Source organism: Bradyrhizobium sp. Leo114 (assembly GCF_055229415.2).
Map to the genome: position 1 here is coordinate 57700 of NZ_JBUYEN020000020.1, position 15909 is coordinate 73608.

16 protein-coding genes and 1 tRNA gene are annotated in these 15909 nt (G+C 61.2%); 10 read left to right on the top strand and 7 right to left on the bottom strand.

What is annotated here, in order from left to right:
• Positions 1-72 precede the first annotated feature (72 nt).
• Both ACZIRK_RS24000 and ACZIRK_RS24005 read right to left on the bottom strand, forming a co-directional pair.
• A complete protein-coding gene (locus ACZIRK_RS24000) occupies positions 73-687 on the bottom strand; it encodes a hypothetical protein (protein ID WP_130225997.1) in 615 nt (204 codons plus the stop codon).
• A 372-nt stretch (positions 688-1059) separates the two neighbouring features.
• Positions 1060-2409, bottom strand: coding sequence for a protoglobin domain-containing protein (locus ACZIRK_RS24005; protein WP_463328211.1), 1350 nt, complete (start codon positions 2407-2409; stop codon positions 1060-1062).
• Positions 2410-2707: 298 nt separating this feature from the next.
• Here ACZIRK_RS24005 and ACZIRK_RS24010 point away from each other — a divergent pair.
• A tRNA-Arg gene (locus tag ACZIRK_RS24010) sits at positions 2708-2784 on the top strand.
• A 170-nt stretch (positions 2785-2954) separates the two neighbouring features.
• Here the strand turns inward: ACZIRK_RS24010 and ACZIRK_RS24015 are convergent.
• A complete protein-coding gene (locus ACZIRK_RS24015) occupies positions 2955-3884 on the bottom strand; it encodes a LysR family transcriptional regulator (protein ID WP_028164288.1) in 930 nt (309 codons plus the stop codon).
• Between the two features lie 186 nt (positions 3885-4070).
• Between ACZIRK_RS24015 and ACZIRK_RS24020 the strand changes: the two genes are divergently transcribed.
• The 7 genes from ACZIRK_RS24020 to ACZIRK_RS24050 are packed head-to-tail and all read left to right on the top strand — an operon-like array spanning position 4071 to position 10662.
• A complete protein-coding gene (locus tag ACZIRK_RS24020) occupies positions 4071-5057 on the top strand; it encodes an ABC transporter substrate-binding protein (protein ID WP_130225967.1) in 987 nt (328 codons plus the stop codon).
• A gap of 5 nt (positions 5058-5062) precedes the next feature.
• Positions 5063-5932: an ABC transporter permease gene (locus tag ACZIRK_RS24025; RefSeq protein ID WP_245287296.1), complete on the top strand. Its 870-nt coding sequence runs from the start codon at positions 5063-5065 to the stop codon at positions 5930-5932.
• Positions 5929-6690: an ABC transporter ATP-binding protein gene (locus ACZIRK_RS24030; protein WP_130225966.1), complete on the top strand. Its 762-nt coding sequence runs from the start codon at positions 5929-5931 to the stop codon at positions 6688-6690. The genes ACZIRK_RS24025 and ACZIRK_RS24030 overlap by 4 nt, the downstream gene beginning before the upstream one ends.
• Positions 6691-6707: 17 nt before the next feature.
• Positions 6708-7502 (top strand): enoyl-CoA hydratase/isomerase family protein, encoded by a 795-nt coding sequence (locus ACZIRK_RS24035; RefSeq protein WP_463328213.1) that lies wholly within the window; start codon positions 6708-6710, stop codon positions 7500-7502.
• A gap of 2 nt (positions 7503-7504) precedes the next feature.
• The gene (locus tag ACZIRK_RS24040) at positions 7505-8677 is read left to right on the top strand and encodes a thiolase family protein (RefSeq protein ID WP_130225964.1); all 1173 of its coding nucleotides are present in this window, start codon (positions 7505-7507) and stop codon (positions 8675-8677) included.
• A gap of 2 nt (positions 8678-8679) precedes the next feature.
• Positions 8680-9096 (top strand): Zn-ribbon domain-containing OB-fold protein, encoded by a 417-nt coding sequence (locus tag ACZIRK_RS24045; RefSeq protein ID WP_130225963.1) that lies wholly within the window; start codon positions 8680-8682, stop codon positions 9094-9096.
• 9 nt (positions 9097-9105) lie between these two features.
• Positions 9106-10662, top strand: a complete 1557-nt coding sequence (locus ACZIRK_RS24050) for a class I adenylate-forming enzyme family protein (protein WP_463328214.1) — start codon at positions 9106-9108, stop codon at positions 10660-10662.
• A gap of 152 nt (positions 10663-10814) precedes the next feature.
• On the opposite strand, the gene ACZIRK_RS24055 is transcribed toward ACZIRK_RS24050, so the two are convergent.
• From ACZIRK_RS24055 to ACZIRK_RS24070, 4 genes are read right to left on the bottom strand one after another with little or no spacing between them, the layout of a single operon-like run.
• Positions 10815-11138: a 2Fe-2S iron-sulfur cluster-binding protein gene (locus ACZIRK_RS24055; RefSeq protein WP_130225961.1), complete on the bottom strand. Its 324-nt coding sequence runs from the start codon at positions 11136-11138 to the stop codon at positions 10815-10817.
• 11 nt (positions 11139-11149) lie between these two features.
• Positions 11150-12364 carry a cytochrome P450 gene (locus ACZIRK_RS24060; protein ID WP_463328216.1) on the bottom strand — a complete coding sequence of 405 codons (1215 nt, stop codon included), beginning with the start codon at positions 12362-12364 and terminating at the stop codon, positions 11150-11152.
• Between the two features lie 26 nt (positions 12365-12390).
• Complete coding sequence (locus ACZIRK_RS24065) at positions 12391-13539, bottom strand: ABC transporter substrate-binding protein (protein ID WP_463328218.1); 1149 nt, start codon at positions 13537-13539, stop codon at positions 12391-12393.
• The gene (locus ACZIRK_RS24070; RefSeq protein ID WP_165435213.1) at positions 13536-13820 is read right to left on the bottom strand and encodes a hypothetical protein; all 285 of its coding nucleotides are present in this window, start codon (positions 13818-13820) and stop codon (positions 13536-13538) included. Before ACZIRK_RS24070 ends, ACZIRK_RS24065 begins: the two co-directional genes overlap by 4 nt.
• Between ACZIRK_RS24070 and ACZIRK_RS24075 the strand changes: the two genes are divergently transcribed.
• Entirely contained in the window at positions 13807-14547 is a 741-nt protein-coding gene (locus ACZIRK_RS24075) for a helix-turn-helix transcriptional regulator (protein ID WP_245474714.1), read from the top strand. The genes ACZIRK_RS24070 and ACZIRK_RS24075 overlap by 14 nt on opposite strands.
• A 156-nt stretch (positions 14548-14703) precedes the next feature.
• Positions 14704-15870: a cytochrome P450 gene (locus tag ACZIRK_RS24080; RefSeq protein WP_463328220.1), complete on the top strand. Its 1167-nt coding sequence runs from the start codon at positions 14704-14706 to the stop codon at positions 15868-15870.
• The last annotated feature ends 39 nt before the right edge of the window (positions 15871-15909 follow it).

Here is a 15909-nt window from a genome sequence, read left to right on the forward strand (position 1 = left end):
ACCCGGGATCTTTGCCTTAGGGGGCGGCCCCGGGTTACGCTGCGCTTCACCCGGGCTGCGATTCCGAAAGGGTCAGCTCCGCTGCTTCGCCTTGGCGGGCGGCGCCGGCGGCTGCGGGGCGAAAATCTTCTTGAACTCGTTCCAGCTCGCGGAGACCCGCGGCCAGTCGCAGGAAAACGAGTCCTTGGCGCATTTGGCGGCTCTGATGCGCTCGGCCCGCTTGACCGGGCTTGCCACCGGCACCGGCACCCGCACCGTCTCGGTCCGCAATGTCACCTTCTGGACGTCCGGCTGCGGGGGCGGTTGCATTGGCGGCAATTGCACTTGCGCTTCCTGCTGCTGCTTCAAGGCGAGCGCCGCGGTCATGCTCTCGCGGCGCTGCTTTTCCAGATAGCGGGCATATTCCTGGTCGATCTTCTTCTGCTCCTCCGGCGTCGGGTTGGGGCCGGAGATGTCGAATGAGCGGTCCTGCAGGAAGTCATAATAAGTGTAGCCGCCGCCGGGCTTGCGGCGGCCGGCGAATTTCGCGTTGCAGTCGCCAAGCTGCGAGGTCTTGTCTTCCTTGGTCTTCGCCTTCTCGGCGACGTCGGCGCATTCCTCGAAATCCCTCGGCGTGCCGCGCCACCATTGCGCGTCGACGCGCGCGGGCGCAAGCACGGCTGCACCGGCGGCGGCAACACTGAGCATTAGCAAACGCGAGGCGATCACAGAGGCATTCCCAGCCGGATTCGGACGGGCGAGAGAGTTGGGCGGATTGTCGTCATTTTGATGGCGCTTGTCACGGTGGAACCGTGCGTCCACAGGGTGTGGGCGAGGTCTCATAGCGCATCTGGTCACGTCTGGCTTCGACTAAAATTTTCTAGGAATTTCAAGGCGAAGGACAGCATGCAAGCTGGTGGCGTTCGTCGCAGGCGAGGCTGACGCCTCGATTTACGTAGCGGGCTTGGCTCCGGATGGAACCCGCACGACCGCGACGAGGAAGCCGCTTACCCCGCCCGGCCGCCACCGCCTTTGCCCGGCCAGGATGCGGAATCACAGCGGCGTCAGCTCGCAACGTTCTCAGGCGGCCTTCACGGTCGCGAGGAATTTTGACACTTCATTGCGCAGCAGCTCCGATTGCCGCGACAATTCGCCCGCCGCATCAAGCACGTTCGATGCGCTGCCGCCGCTCTCCTTGGCGGCATGCATGACATCCGCGATGTTCTCAGACACGTCCCTGGTACCGACCGCCGCCTGCTGGATGTTGCGCGAGATCTCGCTGGTGGCGGCGTCCTGCTGCTCGACGGCGGAGGCGATTGCGCTCGACACTTCGCCCATCGAGCGGATCACGCCGACGATATCACCGATGGCGCTGGTCGACGCCGTGGTCGATTGCTGCATGTCGCCGATCTGCGCGGCGATGTCGGCGGTCGCCTTGGTGGTCTGCTCGGCAAGCGACTTGACCTCCTGCGCGACCACGGCAAAGCCGCGCCCGGCGTCGCCGGCACGCGCCGCCTCGATGGTGGCGTTGAGCGCGAGCAGGTTGGTCTGGCCGGCAATGTCGGTGATGAGACCGACGATGGTGCCGATCTGCTGCGCGGCGGCCGAGAGTTTCTGCATCTTGTCGCCGGCGGCATTGATTGCCGCGGTCGCCTCCGTCGCGATCCGGGCCGAATCGGTGACGCGTTCGCCGATCTCGCGGATCGAACCGGTGAGTTGCTCAGCCGCGGCGGCGACTGCGTTGACATTCGTGGTCGCCTCGCGCGAAGCGACCGTAACCAGGCCGGACTTCGCCGAGGTGCGATCGGTCGCGCCTTGCAGCGATTGCGCCGACGCCTGCAACTCGGTGGATGCGGAGGCGACGATGTCGACGACACCGCCGATCGCGCTCTCGAAATCCGTCGCCAGTCGGTCCAGCGTCTGGCGCCGGTCGCGGCGTTCGGCCTCGGTGTAGACGGCGAGCGCAATATCCATGTCGAGCAGCGCCGCGTTGACGATCGCGCGCTGCATCGCGGCCTGCCTCGCCGCCGAGCCGCGACTCAGCATGCGCGTCGGCATGCGGATCGCGACCTCGCTCACGAGATCCGACAACAGCGCATTGTAGCCGCCGATGTACCAACCCGGCTCGAGCCCGAGCTTGTTGTGAATCTCGCCGATCCGCGTCACGGATGCTTCGTAGTCGGCGTCAAAGCGCCCCTCCAGGATGATGGACCAGTGCTTCATCTGCATCTGCTTGGCATGCATCATGTGCTCGCGGCTGCGGAAGAATCGCGCGATCTCTGCGAAGCGACTGACGTGATCGTAGAAGCGGTCAAGGATCCCGGGCAGCGCATCGATGACGAGGCTGCGCGCCTCGCGCAACAGCGCAGTGGTCTTCTGGTCGATGCGATGGAAGGCGAGACGGGTGGCAAGGCTGCCGGCGCTGTTCACAGAGTGCTCCGGATGGGGAGGAGTGAGGTGGGACGGCCGAAAGCGGCCGCTCTGGATTTTCACGTGATTTGCGGCCGATGACCTTGATCTGGCTCAAGCAAGGCTTGTCAGCCGGTTAACTTGTTGTTCACATCTGGCGTGCGCCTATTCGCGGAAGCAGCCCTTCGACCAGGCGCCGACAGCGCGCCGGAACCCTGTCTCACGCGGATCATCCGCGAGCGGCGCCGACCGCTGCGGAGTCTGGCGATCGGCCTTTCAGTCTGCTATGAGGTGCCGAAACTCCGAGAGAGGGGTTCGCGGTCCCGTAGCTCAGCCGGATAGAGCGGCGGTTTCCTAAACCGTAGGTCGGAAGTTCGAGTCTTCCCGGGATCGCCATTCTTGCCGATGCAGGAAATCCGATAAAGATTGCGGCTTCTCGACGTACGCGCTTCGTTCCGAGGCCATTGACCGGCACTCATCGAGATCAAGCATGTGTACCAGAATTGCGGAGTGATCGCGCGGTGATCGGATCCGTGTCCACTCCTGGCATTACCGTCGTCGCCGACTTAGAGCGTGCCGGTTCTGGACGAAACGGAATCACCCTCGATCTTGAGCTTGGTTTCCATGAAATCCAGGAAAGCCCGTAATCGTCTGGATTCCTTTCGCTTCCCCAGGAAGGTCGCGCTAACTTGCAGCGACGGGCTCTCCCAATCGGTAAGAACTCGCACGAGTCTCTTCGCTCTTATGTCGTTCTGACACATGATGTTCGGCAGAATACCCAGTCCCACGCCGCCGATTACGAGTTCTCGCGCAACGCCGATGTGATTTACCGATATGCGTCCCACGACGTCGATCACCTTGACGCCGAGGCTGCTCCGGAAAGTCCAGACCCCTTCGGCGCGTTGATGCTCGGTAACGACGCAGTCGAAATGTTCGAAGTCGTCGACACTCGATGGTACGCCCCTACGTTCGAGGAATGCCGGGCTGGCATATACGCCTCGAGTTATGCTCGCGAGATGGCGCACGCCCCCGTGGGCTTCCGGCAACGTCCCCAATTGCACGGCGACGTCGTAAGATTCGACCGAAACATCAACCCAGCGGCTGTTCGTATCGATAGCCAGATGTATGTCGGGATAGTTTACGGCGAATGCGGCAATCGCGCTGCTTAGCCATCCCGTTCCAAAGTCTACAGGCATGCTGACGCGCAGCATTCCACGCAATTCCGTTTGCATCCGGGCAGTACCCAGTCCTGCCTCGTCGATCTCGGCGGCGATACGTTCGCAGTGCTCGTACAGGGCTTGTCCGATGTCGGTCAGGGAAAGTTTGCGGCCGCCTTTCTTGAAGAGCACGGCGCTCAGTTGGTCCTCCAGGAACATCAGCTTGCGGCTGATGGTGGATTTGGGGATGTCCAACTTCTTCGACGCGCCGCTAATGCTCCTTGCATTGACGACCTCAAAAAACAGAAGCAGCGCGTTCAGATCCAATTTTCTTGCCACGCCGACCTCCGGGCTCGCTCTACTTGTCCCATTTATGGAACGAAGGGGAGGCGAAAATGCGCTATCGTTCCGACTTTGGCAAGTTTAGGCTTCTTTCAACAGCGGAATTGCGGACTTTTCTCCTCACGCCCCTCGGCGTCGAGGCCGGAAAAGAATGAACGCGAGCGCGGTACGGGGGAGGAACGAATGATCCAGTTGACCAGGCGGAAGCTGCTCGCGTTGTCGGTGGCCTCGGTTTCCGCACCGGCGATTATCCGCAATGCGCTCGCCGCCTCGGACATCAATGTCCGCTGGGCATCGCTGCAACCCGGATTTACGGTGCTGCCCGTCCAATACATTCTCGCCAATCATCTCGGGCGCAAGAACGGAATCATTCTCCCCGATCCGTCGCCGTATACGGCCGTTTCGACCTACTACAACGACTTCACTGCGGGAAATTACGACATCTGCATCGGAAGCTGGGACACCTTCGCTGCCCGTTATCAGGCGGGCGTCCCTCTCAAGTACGTCTGTTCGATCACCGATGCGAACATGATCGCAATGCTCGCGCCGAAGGGCGGCGTCGAGGACGTCTCCAAACTGAAGGGCAGGACGATCGCGGCGTTACAGTCGACAGGCACCTACCGAATCGTGAGAGCATTGATCAAGGTGGCGTTCGGCTTCGATATGGAAAAGGACGCGACGATTCAGAACGTCGACAATCCGGCCGCGTCCGTATCGTTACTTATGGCCGATCGTGCCGATGCCGCCATATCATGGGAGCCCAACATCACGACCGGCCTGATAAGGAAGCCCGACTTGCGCGTGCTCCTGAAGGCCGGCGATGTGTACAAGAAAATATCCGGGGGCATTGAACTACCTTACTTCGGGGTCGCGATCCGGAAAGAACTGGCTGACGCCAATCCCGGGATAGCTGCGAAGATCAGCAAGATGTTCGAGGACTGCCTCGCGGGAATCAACGCCGACACGACGAAGGCGGCCGATCTCTTCGGCAGCAAAACCGGAATTCAGATCGATGTCCTGAAGGAGGCGATGAGTTCTCGCCGACTGGAGTTCGGCTATCGCCCCATGAGCGACGAGCTTTCCAGGTCGGCCGTCATGATCGCAAGCGATTTTCTCGCCAGCAACGGCCTGTTGAGCAAGCCGATCGACGAAAACTTCTTCGCCGTTTGACGCACATGCCGGAAAAGCAGATGTCTATCTCAGCCGCCGCCGGGCAATCGCGAATTCAATCTGGAGATGCAGCCAAGATCGCCAAGCCGCTTGCCGGTTTTGCCGGGGCTTGGCCCAACGCCGAAAGTCGACGGGATATCGTCGCAACCGTCGTCGTGGTCGTCCTGCTTCTTGCGGCAATGGAAGTAACCAGCCGTTTCGTTCCGGACTACATAATGCCTTCGCCGGTCGCCGTCTGGAATGCCGCGCGCGAACTGTTCTTCACCGACCCATACCATGTGGCGGTAACACTCGTCCGCCTCGCTATTTCGGTTACGATCGCAATGACGGTAGGCGTTCTCATCGGACTTGCGATGGGAATGTTCACTCATTTGCGGGCCTATCTCAAAGCTGTTGTCGTCATCGATACCGGCATTCCCGCGCTTTCCTGGATGTTGATCGCCGTGTTCTGGTTCAAGAACCCAGAGGCACGAATATTCTTCATCCTGCTGGTTATCTTGCTGCCATTCTATGCACTCAACGTCTACGAAGGGGTGCGAGCGCTACCCAAGGAGCTCGTCGATATGATCGAGAGCTTTCGGCCCTCGCGGTGGCAGGTGCTCCGCTATCTCATTCTGCCGCACATCGTTGCCTACGTTTTCCTGACGACCAAATCCGTCATCGGATACGCGATACGAATGGTGATATTCGCGGAGCTCGTAGCATCGGCGATCGGCATAGGCGCGCGGATGAATCTTGCTCAATCGACGTTTCGGATCGACCAGGTCCTGGCGTGGACCTTCTTCCTCGTAATCCTCAATGTGGCGCTGCAGGCATTCGTGAATGGCTTGGAAAAGCTATTCCTGAAGTGGCGCGCGGAGGCGACCGTAAGATGACCGAAGAAAACATCATCGAACTGCGCGAAGTGTCAAAGACTTTCGGAAGCTACCTCGCCGTCGACAACCTGTCTCTGAACGTCAGGCGAGGAGAAATCGTCGTTCTTCTTGGGCAGACAGGCGCAGGAAAGAGCACGGTGTTGAATCTCATCATGGGAACGACCTGTCCGAACAAAGGACAGATCAGAGTGGCGGGGTTCGATCCCTACGCATCCTTCAAGGCGCTGAAAGGGCGTCTTTCCGTCAGCTTTCAAACCGACCGTCTCTTGCCCTGGCGCACGGCTCTGGAAAACGTCGAACTAGGATTGCTTATCCTGGGAAGACCCAAGAATGAAGCCAGAAGAAGCGCGCGGGAATGGCTGGGACGAGTGCGTCTGGACGGGGCGGACAACAAGTATGTTCACGAGCTTTCCGGCGGCATGCGCCAGCGCGTATCGCTTGCCAGAGCGCTCGCGATAGATCCTGAGATCATATTCCTGGACGAGTCCTTCAGTCAGCTCGATCACGTTACCTCCAAAACCCTTCGCGGCGACTTCCTGCAGATTGCAAGGGAATTTCGGAAGACCTGTCTACTCATCACGCACAGGATCGATGATGCACTCGAGATGGCCGATCGCGCGCTCGTGCTCAGCCCACCCGCCAGAGTGGCTCTAGAGGTGCGCATAGACGATGAGGCCAGGTCGAGCCCACGCGCGATAGCCGATCTGCACGCTCAGATAGCGTCCGCGATGGGCGCGGAACGATCAACCGACCATTGAACCATCGGAGACCAAGAATGAGCTACCAGGACGTGATCCTGAACCGGGAAAAGGGCTGGGTCGAAATCACGATCAACCGACCGGAAAAGCTGAACTCACTTCGCGAGCAGACCGCTGAGGAAATCCTCGGAATTCTCAATGAAGTCGAGCACCAGAGGGACGTGAGGGCAGTTATCCTTCTCGGCAGTGACAAGGCCTTCTGCACCGGCATCGACACCAGCGAATTCCAGATCACGGAGAACGGCTATTTCGACTTCTACCGTTTTCGGAAGCGAGCGCGGAAGGTGAACCGACTGTTCAAGGATATCGGCGGCTTCACCAAGCCTCTGATCACCGCAATCGAGGGATTCGCTTTGGGAGGAGGTCTCGAGCTGGCCCTGGTCGGAGACATCATCGTCGCGGGCGCAAGCGCGAAATTCGGCCTGCCGGAGATCAAGCTCGGGATGATGCCAGGCGGCGGCGGCACCCAAACCCTACCCCGACTGATCGGAAAGCCTCTCGCGAAGGAGTTGATGTGGACCGGTCGACGGATCTCCGCGGCAGAGGCCGAGCGATATCGGATCGTCAGCCATGTAACCGATCAGGGCAAGGCGCTCGACAAGGCCAGGGAGATCGCCAAGAACATCAGCGAGAACGCGCCTATTCCGGTCATGATGACGAAGGCCGTTATTGACCGCGGTGCGGACATGTCGCTTGCCGACGGCTTCGACGCCGAGGGCGACGCATCCTTTCTTCTGTATTTCACAAAGGATCGCGACGAAGGCCTGAAGGCCTTCCGGGAGAAGCGGTCCCCCGAATTCCGCGGAGAGTGACCATGTCAGGAAAGAAGCGTGATATCGTAATCGCCGGCTATTCCGAGACCGCAATCGACTTCAAGAGCGGTCGAAGCGCATTCGATCTAGGAGGTGAGGCGCTGGCAAAATTGCTTGCGGCTACCGGCATTCCGAAGGACGCGATCGACGGCCTCTCAGTGACAACTCCGCTAAGCGAATGTCCCAATCCGTTCTTCGCCGTCTACATGACCGAAGCCCTCGGCATCACGCCGACGTGGCTCAACTACGGAGGGACCGGAGGGTGTTCCGCTACCGGCGGCGTGGCTCGCGCCGCATCGGCCATTCGCGATGGGTACTGCGAGGTGGCCGTCGTCCTGTCGGCGGACGCGCCGAGCACCGCCTGGCGGGCGAACTACGGAGCTTATCGTTCCGAATTTCAGGACCCGCCCGGCGTTCAAGGTCCTCCTGCGACGTTCGGGCTTCTCATGAGCCGATACAACCATCAGTTCGGGATCAAGCCCGAGGCACTGGGAAAGATCGCCATCACGCAACGCGAGCACGCGCTGCATAACGACAACGCGTACACGAAGTTCAAGACACCGATCACGATGGCCGACTACGAGAAGTCGCGCGTCATCGCGGATCCGCTTCGCCTCCTCGATTGCGTCATGTTCTGCGATGGCGCGAACGCCTTCCTCGTGACGACCGAGAAGAAGGCGCGGGAGCTCGGAATCACGAAGATGGTCTATCCGACAGCATATGCCGAGGTGACGAACTTCAACGGAAGCGATCCGCTCGCGGATATAACAGAGACAGGGTTCTCGAAGATCGCGCCGATCGTGTACGGACAATCGGGGCTCGCTCCGAAAGACATCCGGATGTTCCAGCCCTACGACGATTTCACGATCGCGGTCATGATGAAGTTCGAGGATTTCGGCTTCTGCAAACGAGGGCAGGGCAGCGAGTTCACCCTCGACACCGATCTTTCCCACAAGGGGACCCTGCCTCTTAACACCGGCGGAGGCCAAATCTCCGCGGGGCAGCCGGGATTGGCCAGCGGCGGCCTCAACCTGGCCGAAGCGGTACGTCAAATGTTCGGCGAAGGCGAGGGTCGGCAAGTACCGGATCCGAAGAACGCACTCGTGACGGGTATCGGCGTAATTCCCTACGCGCGCAACTGGGGTACCAGCGCCGCGATGATTCTGGAGGCATGAAGATGGCTGACGAAAAGACCGGACGTCCCGTCCCGAAACCGTCGATCTACGTTGATACCAAGCCCTTCTGGGAGGGGGCGAAGGCCGGCAAGCTGATGCTGCAGTATTGCAAGGACACCGGGCGGTTTCAGCACTATCCGCGCCCGGTGAGCATTTTCACGGGCAGCCGGAATCTCGAATGGCGTGAAGTGTCGGGCAAGGGTACGATCTACGCGTGCACCGTCATTCGCGTGCCCGGTCCCGGTCTGGAGGGGCGCCTTCCTCTTTCCGTCGCGACGGTTGAGCTCGACGAGGGCGTACGGATCCTCGGCAACATCCTGAACAGGGATCCCAATACAGTCGCCATCGGTCAGCGCGTCGAAGTCGCTTGGGATCGGATTTCCGACGACGTTCGATACCCGGCCTTCGACGTCGTTTAAGGAGCGGACATGCGCCTGGAAACCATCCTCCGTGCGCAGGCGGTGCGTCATGCGAGCAAGGTCGCATTGGTCTGCGGATCGGAAAGGCTCAGCTACCGCGAGCTCGATCGGAGAATCCGCAGCGTCGCAAACGGGCTCAGGGAGAACGGTATCGGTCCAGGCGACCGTATCGTCGTATTTCTATCCAACGGTGTGGAGGTCGTCGAGCTCTTCTTCGCCGCATTCTCGCTGGGCGCAATCGTTGTCCCCGTAACGACCCGTCTCACGTCGAACGAACTTCTGCATATATGTTCCGACAGCAGGCCCGCCGCCATCGTGTTCGAAGGCGACGGCGCTGCGATAAACAAAGTATTGCAGGCGAATCCGGATGCCGTCCGGATAACGACGGGAACGAATTGCGTAGGTGCCGTCGAGTATGCCGAACTGCGGAAGTCGGAACCGACACCGGCGCCATCCCTCCCGATCGGCTGCGATGATGCGATCATCATGTACACCTCTGGTACAACGGGCACACCAAAAGGTGCGATCATCACGCATTCGAACGTCGTCGTTCAGCATTGTTTCGTCAATGCGATCGAATGGAGAATATCGAGCGACGACGTCTATCTGGTTACAACTCCGCTTGCCCATCGAACCGGTTTCGCCCGGCTTGCCAATTCGCTGACGCTTGGCGGCACCCTCGTGGTGATGAAGAAGTTCGATTCTCGCGAGGCGGTGGACACGATTGCCAGGGAGAAAGTTAGCGTGGTCGGTATGGTCCCGACCGTATGCAGGATGCTGCTTCCGGAGATAAAGCACGATCCCGGTCGCTGCGCGTCCCTCAGGCGCATTGTCGTCACGGGCGAGGCATTCCCTGTCGAGCTGAAACGCCAGTTCCTCGCGTTGCTCCCGCAGGTTCGTCTCGTGTCGTTCTTCGCGATGACGGAGGTCGGTGGTGTGACCTCCCTGTCCCATGAGGAGCAATTCGACCATGCCGCTTCGATCGGTCGCCCCACGCCTGGCGTCGAGGTCCGCATCGTCGACGACGCCGGCATCGAGGTCAAGACCGGCGAGCCCGGCGAGCTGCTCGTCCGCGTAGGCGAACCTGGGAGATATTCGGTCATGCGGGGCTACTACAACCGCCCCGAAGATACGGCGAAAACCATCAAGGACGGCTGGATCCACACCGGCGACGTCGCGAAGGCGGATGAGGACGGCTACCTCTACATCGTCGACCGCAAGAAGGACATGGTGTTGAGCGGAGGGTTCAACATCTATACCAAAGAGGTCGAGCAGGCTCTGCTCCAGAATCCGGACGTGTCGGATGCGGCTGTCGTCGGGGTACCCGATGCCATCTTCGGCGAAGCCGTCGCGGCATTCATCGAACGATGCGAGGGGACGGGTCCGACTCCGTCGTCGATTGTCGAACACGTTCGCAATCTGGTCGCCGGATACAAAAAGCCCAAATACGTCTTCATCGTCGATGCGCTACCGCGGAATTCGCTCGGCAAGGTCCTCAAGCGAGACTTGAGGGCTCAAGCGGTCGAACTGGTCGGCAACGCCGGGGGGCTGGAACAGAGCGCCTAGTTCCGATTGCATCCAGCAAGGATGAGACCGATGCGACACGATGTTGTCGGAGATCTCGGCGCTCGCTGCGGTCAGGTTTCCGAGTAACACAAGGGTCCAGCCCAGCCGCTTCATCGTCCTCTCCTCCAAGTTTTCGCGCACCCGATGGTTGCTCAGACCTGCCGTTCCGGCAGGCGCAGCACGAGCCCGTCGAGGTCGGGCGTGATCCTGATCTGGCAGGACAGGCGGCTGCTCGGCAGGCGGTCGCAGGCCGTGCCGTCGAGCAGGGCGTCTTCCTCGTCGCCAATCGGCGGGAGGCGCGCCAGCCAGCCATCGTCGACATAGACATGGCAGGTGGCGCACATGGCGTTGCCGCCGCATTCGGCCAGGATGCCATCCAGCCCGTGACGGGTCGCGGCCTGCATGGCGCTCTCGCCGTCGCTGGTCTGGACCCGATCGCTTCGGCCATTGGGATGAATGAAGGTGATCGCAGTCATCGCACCTCTCGTCAGGCCGGAGTGATCGTAACCGGCAGGCTGTCGAGCCCGCGCAGCGTGTTGTTGAAGCGCCGCTTCGGCTCCCCCGTGATCTCGATTTTGGCGACGCGGCGCGCCAACGCCGACAGCATCACCTCGCCTTCGAGCCGCGCAACGAGCTGGCCTACGCACATATGGATGCCCGAGCCGAAGCCGACATGGCCGCTGGTGCGTCGGTTGATGTCGTAGCTGTCGGGCTTGTCCCAACGCCGCGGATCGCGGTTGGCCGCGCCGAGGAACATCAGGACCTTCTCGCCCTCGCCGACCGGCGCGCCACCGAGTTCGACCTCCCTCGTCGTGGTGCGGAAGAAGGTCTGGACCGGGCTTTCGAAACGCACCGCCTCCTCGAAGGCATTGCGCGCCAGCGCCGGATTGTCGCGCAAGAGCTGCCATTGATCCGGAAAGCGCGCCAGGCAATAGATGGCTGCACCGAGGCCGTTGACGGTCGTATCGAGACCGGCCGACAGCAGCGAGCGTACCAGGAGCGGCGCCTCGGTGGCGGTGATCTCGCCTTCATCGACGCGCGCGTGGATACAGGCGCCAAAGCCGCCGGGTGCGAGGTTCTCGCGCTGGCATTGCTCGGCAATATAGGCCTGGTGCGGCGCCGAACGCTCGATCGCCTCCTGCCGCAACTGGTTCGGCGGACCGAACGCGTTGAACACCAGGCTGGCATAGGGGAGCAGATGCTCGCGGCCCTCGGCCCTCAGTCCGAGCGCATCCGGGAACACCGAGAGCGGATAGGCTTCCGCAAGATCCTCGATCGCATCGAAGCTGCGCTTGTTCAATAGCGCGTCGACCCTTGCTTCGGCCGCCTTAGCGAAGCCGTCGCGCACTTGCTTCATGACGCTCGGCGACAGCACGCGGCTGAGCACGGCGCGCGTGCGGGTATGGGCGGGCGGATCGGCCTCGAGGATCAGGCTCGGCGGCCGCCAGGGCTTCTCCTTCTTGAAATCGCTCAAGCCAACGCCGCGGCTGGAGCAGAAGGTGAGGGGATCGTTCAGCATCGCATGGACCTCGGCGTAGCGTGCCACGCCGTAGACGTTCCATTTGTCGAGATACACCACCGGCCCTGCTTCCCGCAGCACCTCATGGGTCGGGAAAGGATCGGCGAAGAACGCGATCGCGAAGGGATCAACGTCCAGATGCGGAACGGCGCTGGTCCTGGAAGAGGAGCCGAGTGCACTCATTCAAGTCGTCCCTCGTCTTGCCTGCCCTATCGCATCAGCCGGAATTTTCCACCTTCCACCTTGATGAGAAAGGCGGAACGTTCATCGTAGCCGTTGTGGTCGGTCGGACTCATGGTGGAGCGGCCGTTGTTCAAATAGACGTCCTTGCCGCGCTCGAGTTCATCCCGCAGTGCAGCCCGGAATTCCGGCGTACCCGGCTTGGCGGTCTTCAACGCGCTTGCCGCCGCCCTTTTGAACAGCGCGACGGCATCCCACAAATGCGCGGCGAAGATGTTCGGCTTCTGGCCATTCGCCTTTTCATAGGCAGTGACGAGCTCCTCTCGCACCAGCCGGAACGGATCGTTCGCCGGGAGATCCTCAGCGATGGTGAACGCTTCGCCGGTGAACACGGCGCCTTCGACATTGGCGCCGCCGAGCTTGATGAACTCTTCCGTCGCGACGCCGTGGGTCTGGAAAATCTTGCCGGCATAGCCGCGTTCGCGAAGGGCCTGCTGGGGCAATACGGCTGGCGTGCCAGCGGATGCGACGAACACTGCCTCCGGATTGGTCGCCATCACCTTCAAGGCCTGACCGGTCACGCTGGTATCGGCGCGTGCGTAGACCTCATGCCTCGTTACCGTCAGGCCAAGCGTCGGCGCGAGCCGGCTGACTTCCTTGTAATAGCCCTCGCCATATCCATCCGAAACGCCGATATAGCCGAGCGTCTTGATCCCCGACTTCGCGATATGTTTGAGAATCGCGGCTGCCATCAGGTCATCGTTCGGCACGACCTTGAACGCCCATTTCCGGCGCTCGTCCATCGGCTGGACGATGGCGGTCGCGGCCGCCAGCGAGATGATCGGGGTCTTCGATTCCATGGCGATGTCGAGCATCGGCATCGTCACTGGCGTCAGCGACGATCCGATCAGGATGTCGACGCCATCCTGGATCACCAGGCGCCGGGCGTTCTGGACGCCCTTGGTGGGATCTGACTCATCGTCGAGCGGGATGTAGACGACCTTTTCGCCGCCGATCTCCTTCGGCAGCGCCGCCACCGTTCGCATCTGCGGTTGCCCGAGCGCCGAGCCCGGTCCGGACGCGGAGACGACGATGCCCACCTTGATGTCCGCCTTTGCGTCCGCGGTGCAGAGAACCGCGGTCACGAAGATCCAAAGCCCCGCAAGGCCCAGCCTCATTGTAGTCCCTCCCGCAAGAATTCTTTTTTCAAGGCGCGCAGATACGCCGAGGACGTCAGGCACATCAGCGCTTTGCAATTATCGCTTGTCTTGCGGCGCGCGTCTGTCCCCTTCATTGGTGACACATGCCGGCTCAAAAGGGACGGGATGCCGCATGAGACCGCTTCAAACCTGCGGATGTTGCTGATAGGCTTGAAGAAAAATTCGGAGGAAGCGATGGGGTCAGCGGCGGTGGAACCGGGAGATTCGTCAGGCGTCCTTGCACCGATGGTGCTTGCCATCGGTCGCCCGTCGTTCTCGCAGGTCCTGATGGACACGGTTCGGGCCGTGGCTGGCGTCGGCCATTGCATGGTGTTTGCCTTCGAGGCGGAGCGGACGGCGCGTTGTGCGCTGGGAATCGGGCACATCGCCATCGGGCCGGACCTCGGCGCGGCGTATTCCGAGCATTTTCATCTGGCCGATCCGAACCGGGAGACGATCCTGCACCAACGGGCGGCGCCTCGCCCGGTCGTCCTGCCGAGCTTCTCCCGCCGCATGTACAGCGATGGCTATCGAAAGATATTTTTTGAGGATGCGGAGATCGTCGACAAGATCGCTGCGGCGATCTGGGTCGACAGTGCCTGCTTTTATGTGAATTTCTACCGGACCACTGAGCAAGGCCGGTTTACGCGGAGCGAAGCCGCACGTCTCTGCAACATGGCGCCAGCCATCACCGCGATCGTGGCGCGTCACTGCCAGGAGGAGGTTGCAGCAGAAGCTCCGACAAAACTGCAGACGCTGTTTTCGACCCGCGAGCCGTTCCTCAAGCTGACCGGCCGGGAAAAGGACGTCTGCCTGCGGATCCTATCAGGCTATGGGTCCGAGGCGATCGCGGCGGATCTCGGGATCAGCCTGCACTCGACCTTCACCTATCGCAAGCGAGCTTACGAGAAACTTGGCATCTCCTCGCAAAACGAACTGTTCGCCATCGCACTGCGCCTGATGGCGCTTCCCCGCTCTGCACATTAGGGCGCGACGTCACTCGATTGAACCGGTCTGGCCGCAAGTGCACCTCTCCCTAGGGGAGAGGTGCAGAGAGGCAGCGCCACTTCCTGTCCCTGTCCAACGGGACAGACGTCCTTTCTGCTCCTCGGTACCCTTGAGGAATACAGGGAGGGCCAAACCGTGAGCACTGCGCCTCGTATCGATATCGACGTCGCGGCATTCTGGAGCGATCCCTATCCGACGCTTGCCAAGTTGCGCCGCGATGCTCCCATCGCGTTCGTGCCGCAGCTCGGCAGCACGCTGCTCTGCAGTCGCGACGACATCTTCGTCTCGGAGAAGCAGATCGGCGTCTTCTCATCGCACCAGCCCGCAGGCCTGATGAATACGCTGATGGGCCACAACATGATGCGCAAGGACGGCGAGGCGCACCTGTCGGAGCGGAAGGCGATCTTTCCTGCAGTATCTCCGAAGACCGTCAGATCTCACTGGACGGCGCAATTCCAGGCCCATGCCGACCGCATCATCGGCGAACTCGAGCCTGCGAGCGCATGCGATTTCGTGCGCGATTTCGCGCTGCCGTTCTCGGCGGAGTGTTTGAAATCGATCACCGGGCTGACCAATATGCGCTTTCAGGACATGAACGCGTGGTCGCAAGGGATGATCGACGGCATCGCCAACTACATTGGAGATCCCGCCGTCGAGGCGCGCTGTCATGCCGCGACGTCGGGCATTGATGCGGCCGTCAACGACATGCTGCCGGTGCTCAGCAAGAAGCCCGATCAAAGCCTGCTGGGCGTGATGCTCGCATCCGGCATGCCGATGGAGAGCGTGCGCGCCAACATCAAGCTTTCGATCAGCGGCGGTCAAAACGAACCGCGGGATGCGATCGCAGGCACCGCGTGGGCGCTGCTGACGCACCCCGATCAACTGAGATCGGTCATGGAAGGCAAGATTCCCTGGATGCAGGCATTCGAGGAATATGCCCGCTGGATTTCGCCGATCGGCATGTCGCCGCGCCGCATCGCCAAGCCGTGGAAAATCCGTGACGTTGCCTTTGAGCCCGAGGAGCGGGTGTTCCTGATGTTCGGCTCGGCAAACCGCGACGAAAAGCATTTCGAACGCGCTGATGAGTTCGACCTTGAGCGCGATACCAGCAAGAGCATCGCGTTCGGCGCCGGGCCGCATTTCTGCGCCGGCGCCTGGGCCTCGCGCGCCATGGTTGCCGATGTTGCGCTCCCGGCCGTCTTCGCCAGGCTGAAGAACCTGCGCATTGTTGAGAGCGAACCTGTGCGGATCGGTGGCTGGGCGTTTCGCGGACTGCTTAATTTGCCTGTCGCGTGGGGTTAGGCGGCCCAGAAAATTCGCGTTCGCCGCTTATCCTGACAG

Coding starts and splice junctions, on each gene's coding strand:
- ACZIRK_RS24020 (WP_130225967.1), top strand. CDS start 4,071: ATGATCCAGTTGACCAGGCGGAAGCTGCTCGCGTTGTCGGTGGCCTCG.
- ACZIRK_RS24035 (WP_463328213.1), top strand. CDS start 6,708: ATGAGCTACCAGGACGTGATCCTGAACCGGGAAAAGGGCTGGGTCGAA.
- ACZIRK_RS24060 (WP_463328216.1), bottom strand. CDS start 12,364: ATGAGTGCACTCGGCTCCTCTTCCAGGACCAGCGCCGTTCCGCATCTG.
- ACZIRK_RS24065 (WP_463328218.1), bottom strand. CDS start 13,539: ATGAGGCTGGGCCTTGCGGGGCTTTGGATCTTCGTGACCGCGGTTCTC.
- ACZIRK_RS24045 (WP_130225963.1), top strand. CDS start 8,680: ATGGCTGACGAAAAGACCGGACGTCCCGTCCCGAAACCGTCGATCTAC.
- ACZIRK_RS24050 (WP_463328214.1), top strand. CDS start 9,106: ATGCGCCTGGAAACCATCCTCCGTGCGCAGGCGGTGCGTCATGCGAGC.
- ACZIRK_RS24000 (WP_130225997.1), bottom strand. CDS start 687: ATGCTCAGTGTTGCCGCCGCCGGTGCAGCCGTGCTTGCGCCCGCGCGC.
- ACZIRK_RS24030 (WP_130225966.1), top strand. CDS start 5,929: ATGACCGAAGAAAACATCATCGAACTGCGCGAAGTGTCAAAGACTTTC.
- ACZIRK_RS24025 (WP_245287296.1), top strand. CDS start 5,063: ATGCCGGAAAAGCAGATGTCTATCTCAGCCGCCGCCGGGCAATCGCGA.
- ACZIRK_RS24055 (WP_130225961.1), bottom strand. CDS start 11,138: ATGACTGCGATCACCTTCATTCATCCCAATGGCCGAAGCGATCGGGTC.
- ACZIRK_RS24040 (WP_130225964.1), top strand. CDS start 7,505: ATGTCAGGAAAGAAGCGTGATATCGTAATCGCCGGCTATTCCGAGACC.
- ACZIRK_RS24075 (WP_245474714.1), top strand. CDS start 13,807: ATGGTGCTTGCCATCGGTCGCCCGTCGTTCTCGCAGGTCCTGATGGAC.
- ACZIRK_RS24070 (WP_165435213.1), bottom strand. CDS start 13,820: ATGGCAAGCACCATCGGTGCAAGGACGCCTGACGAATCTCCCGGTTCC.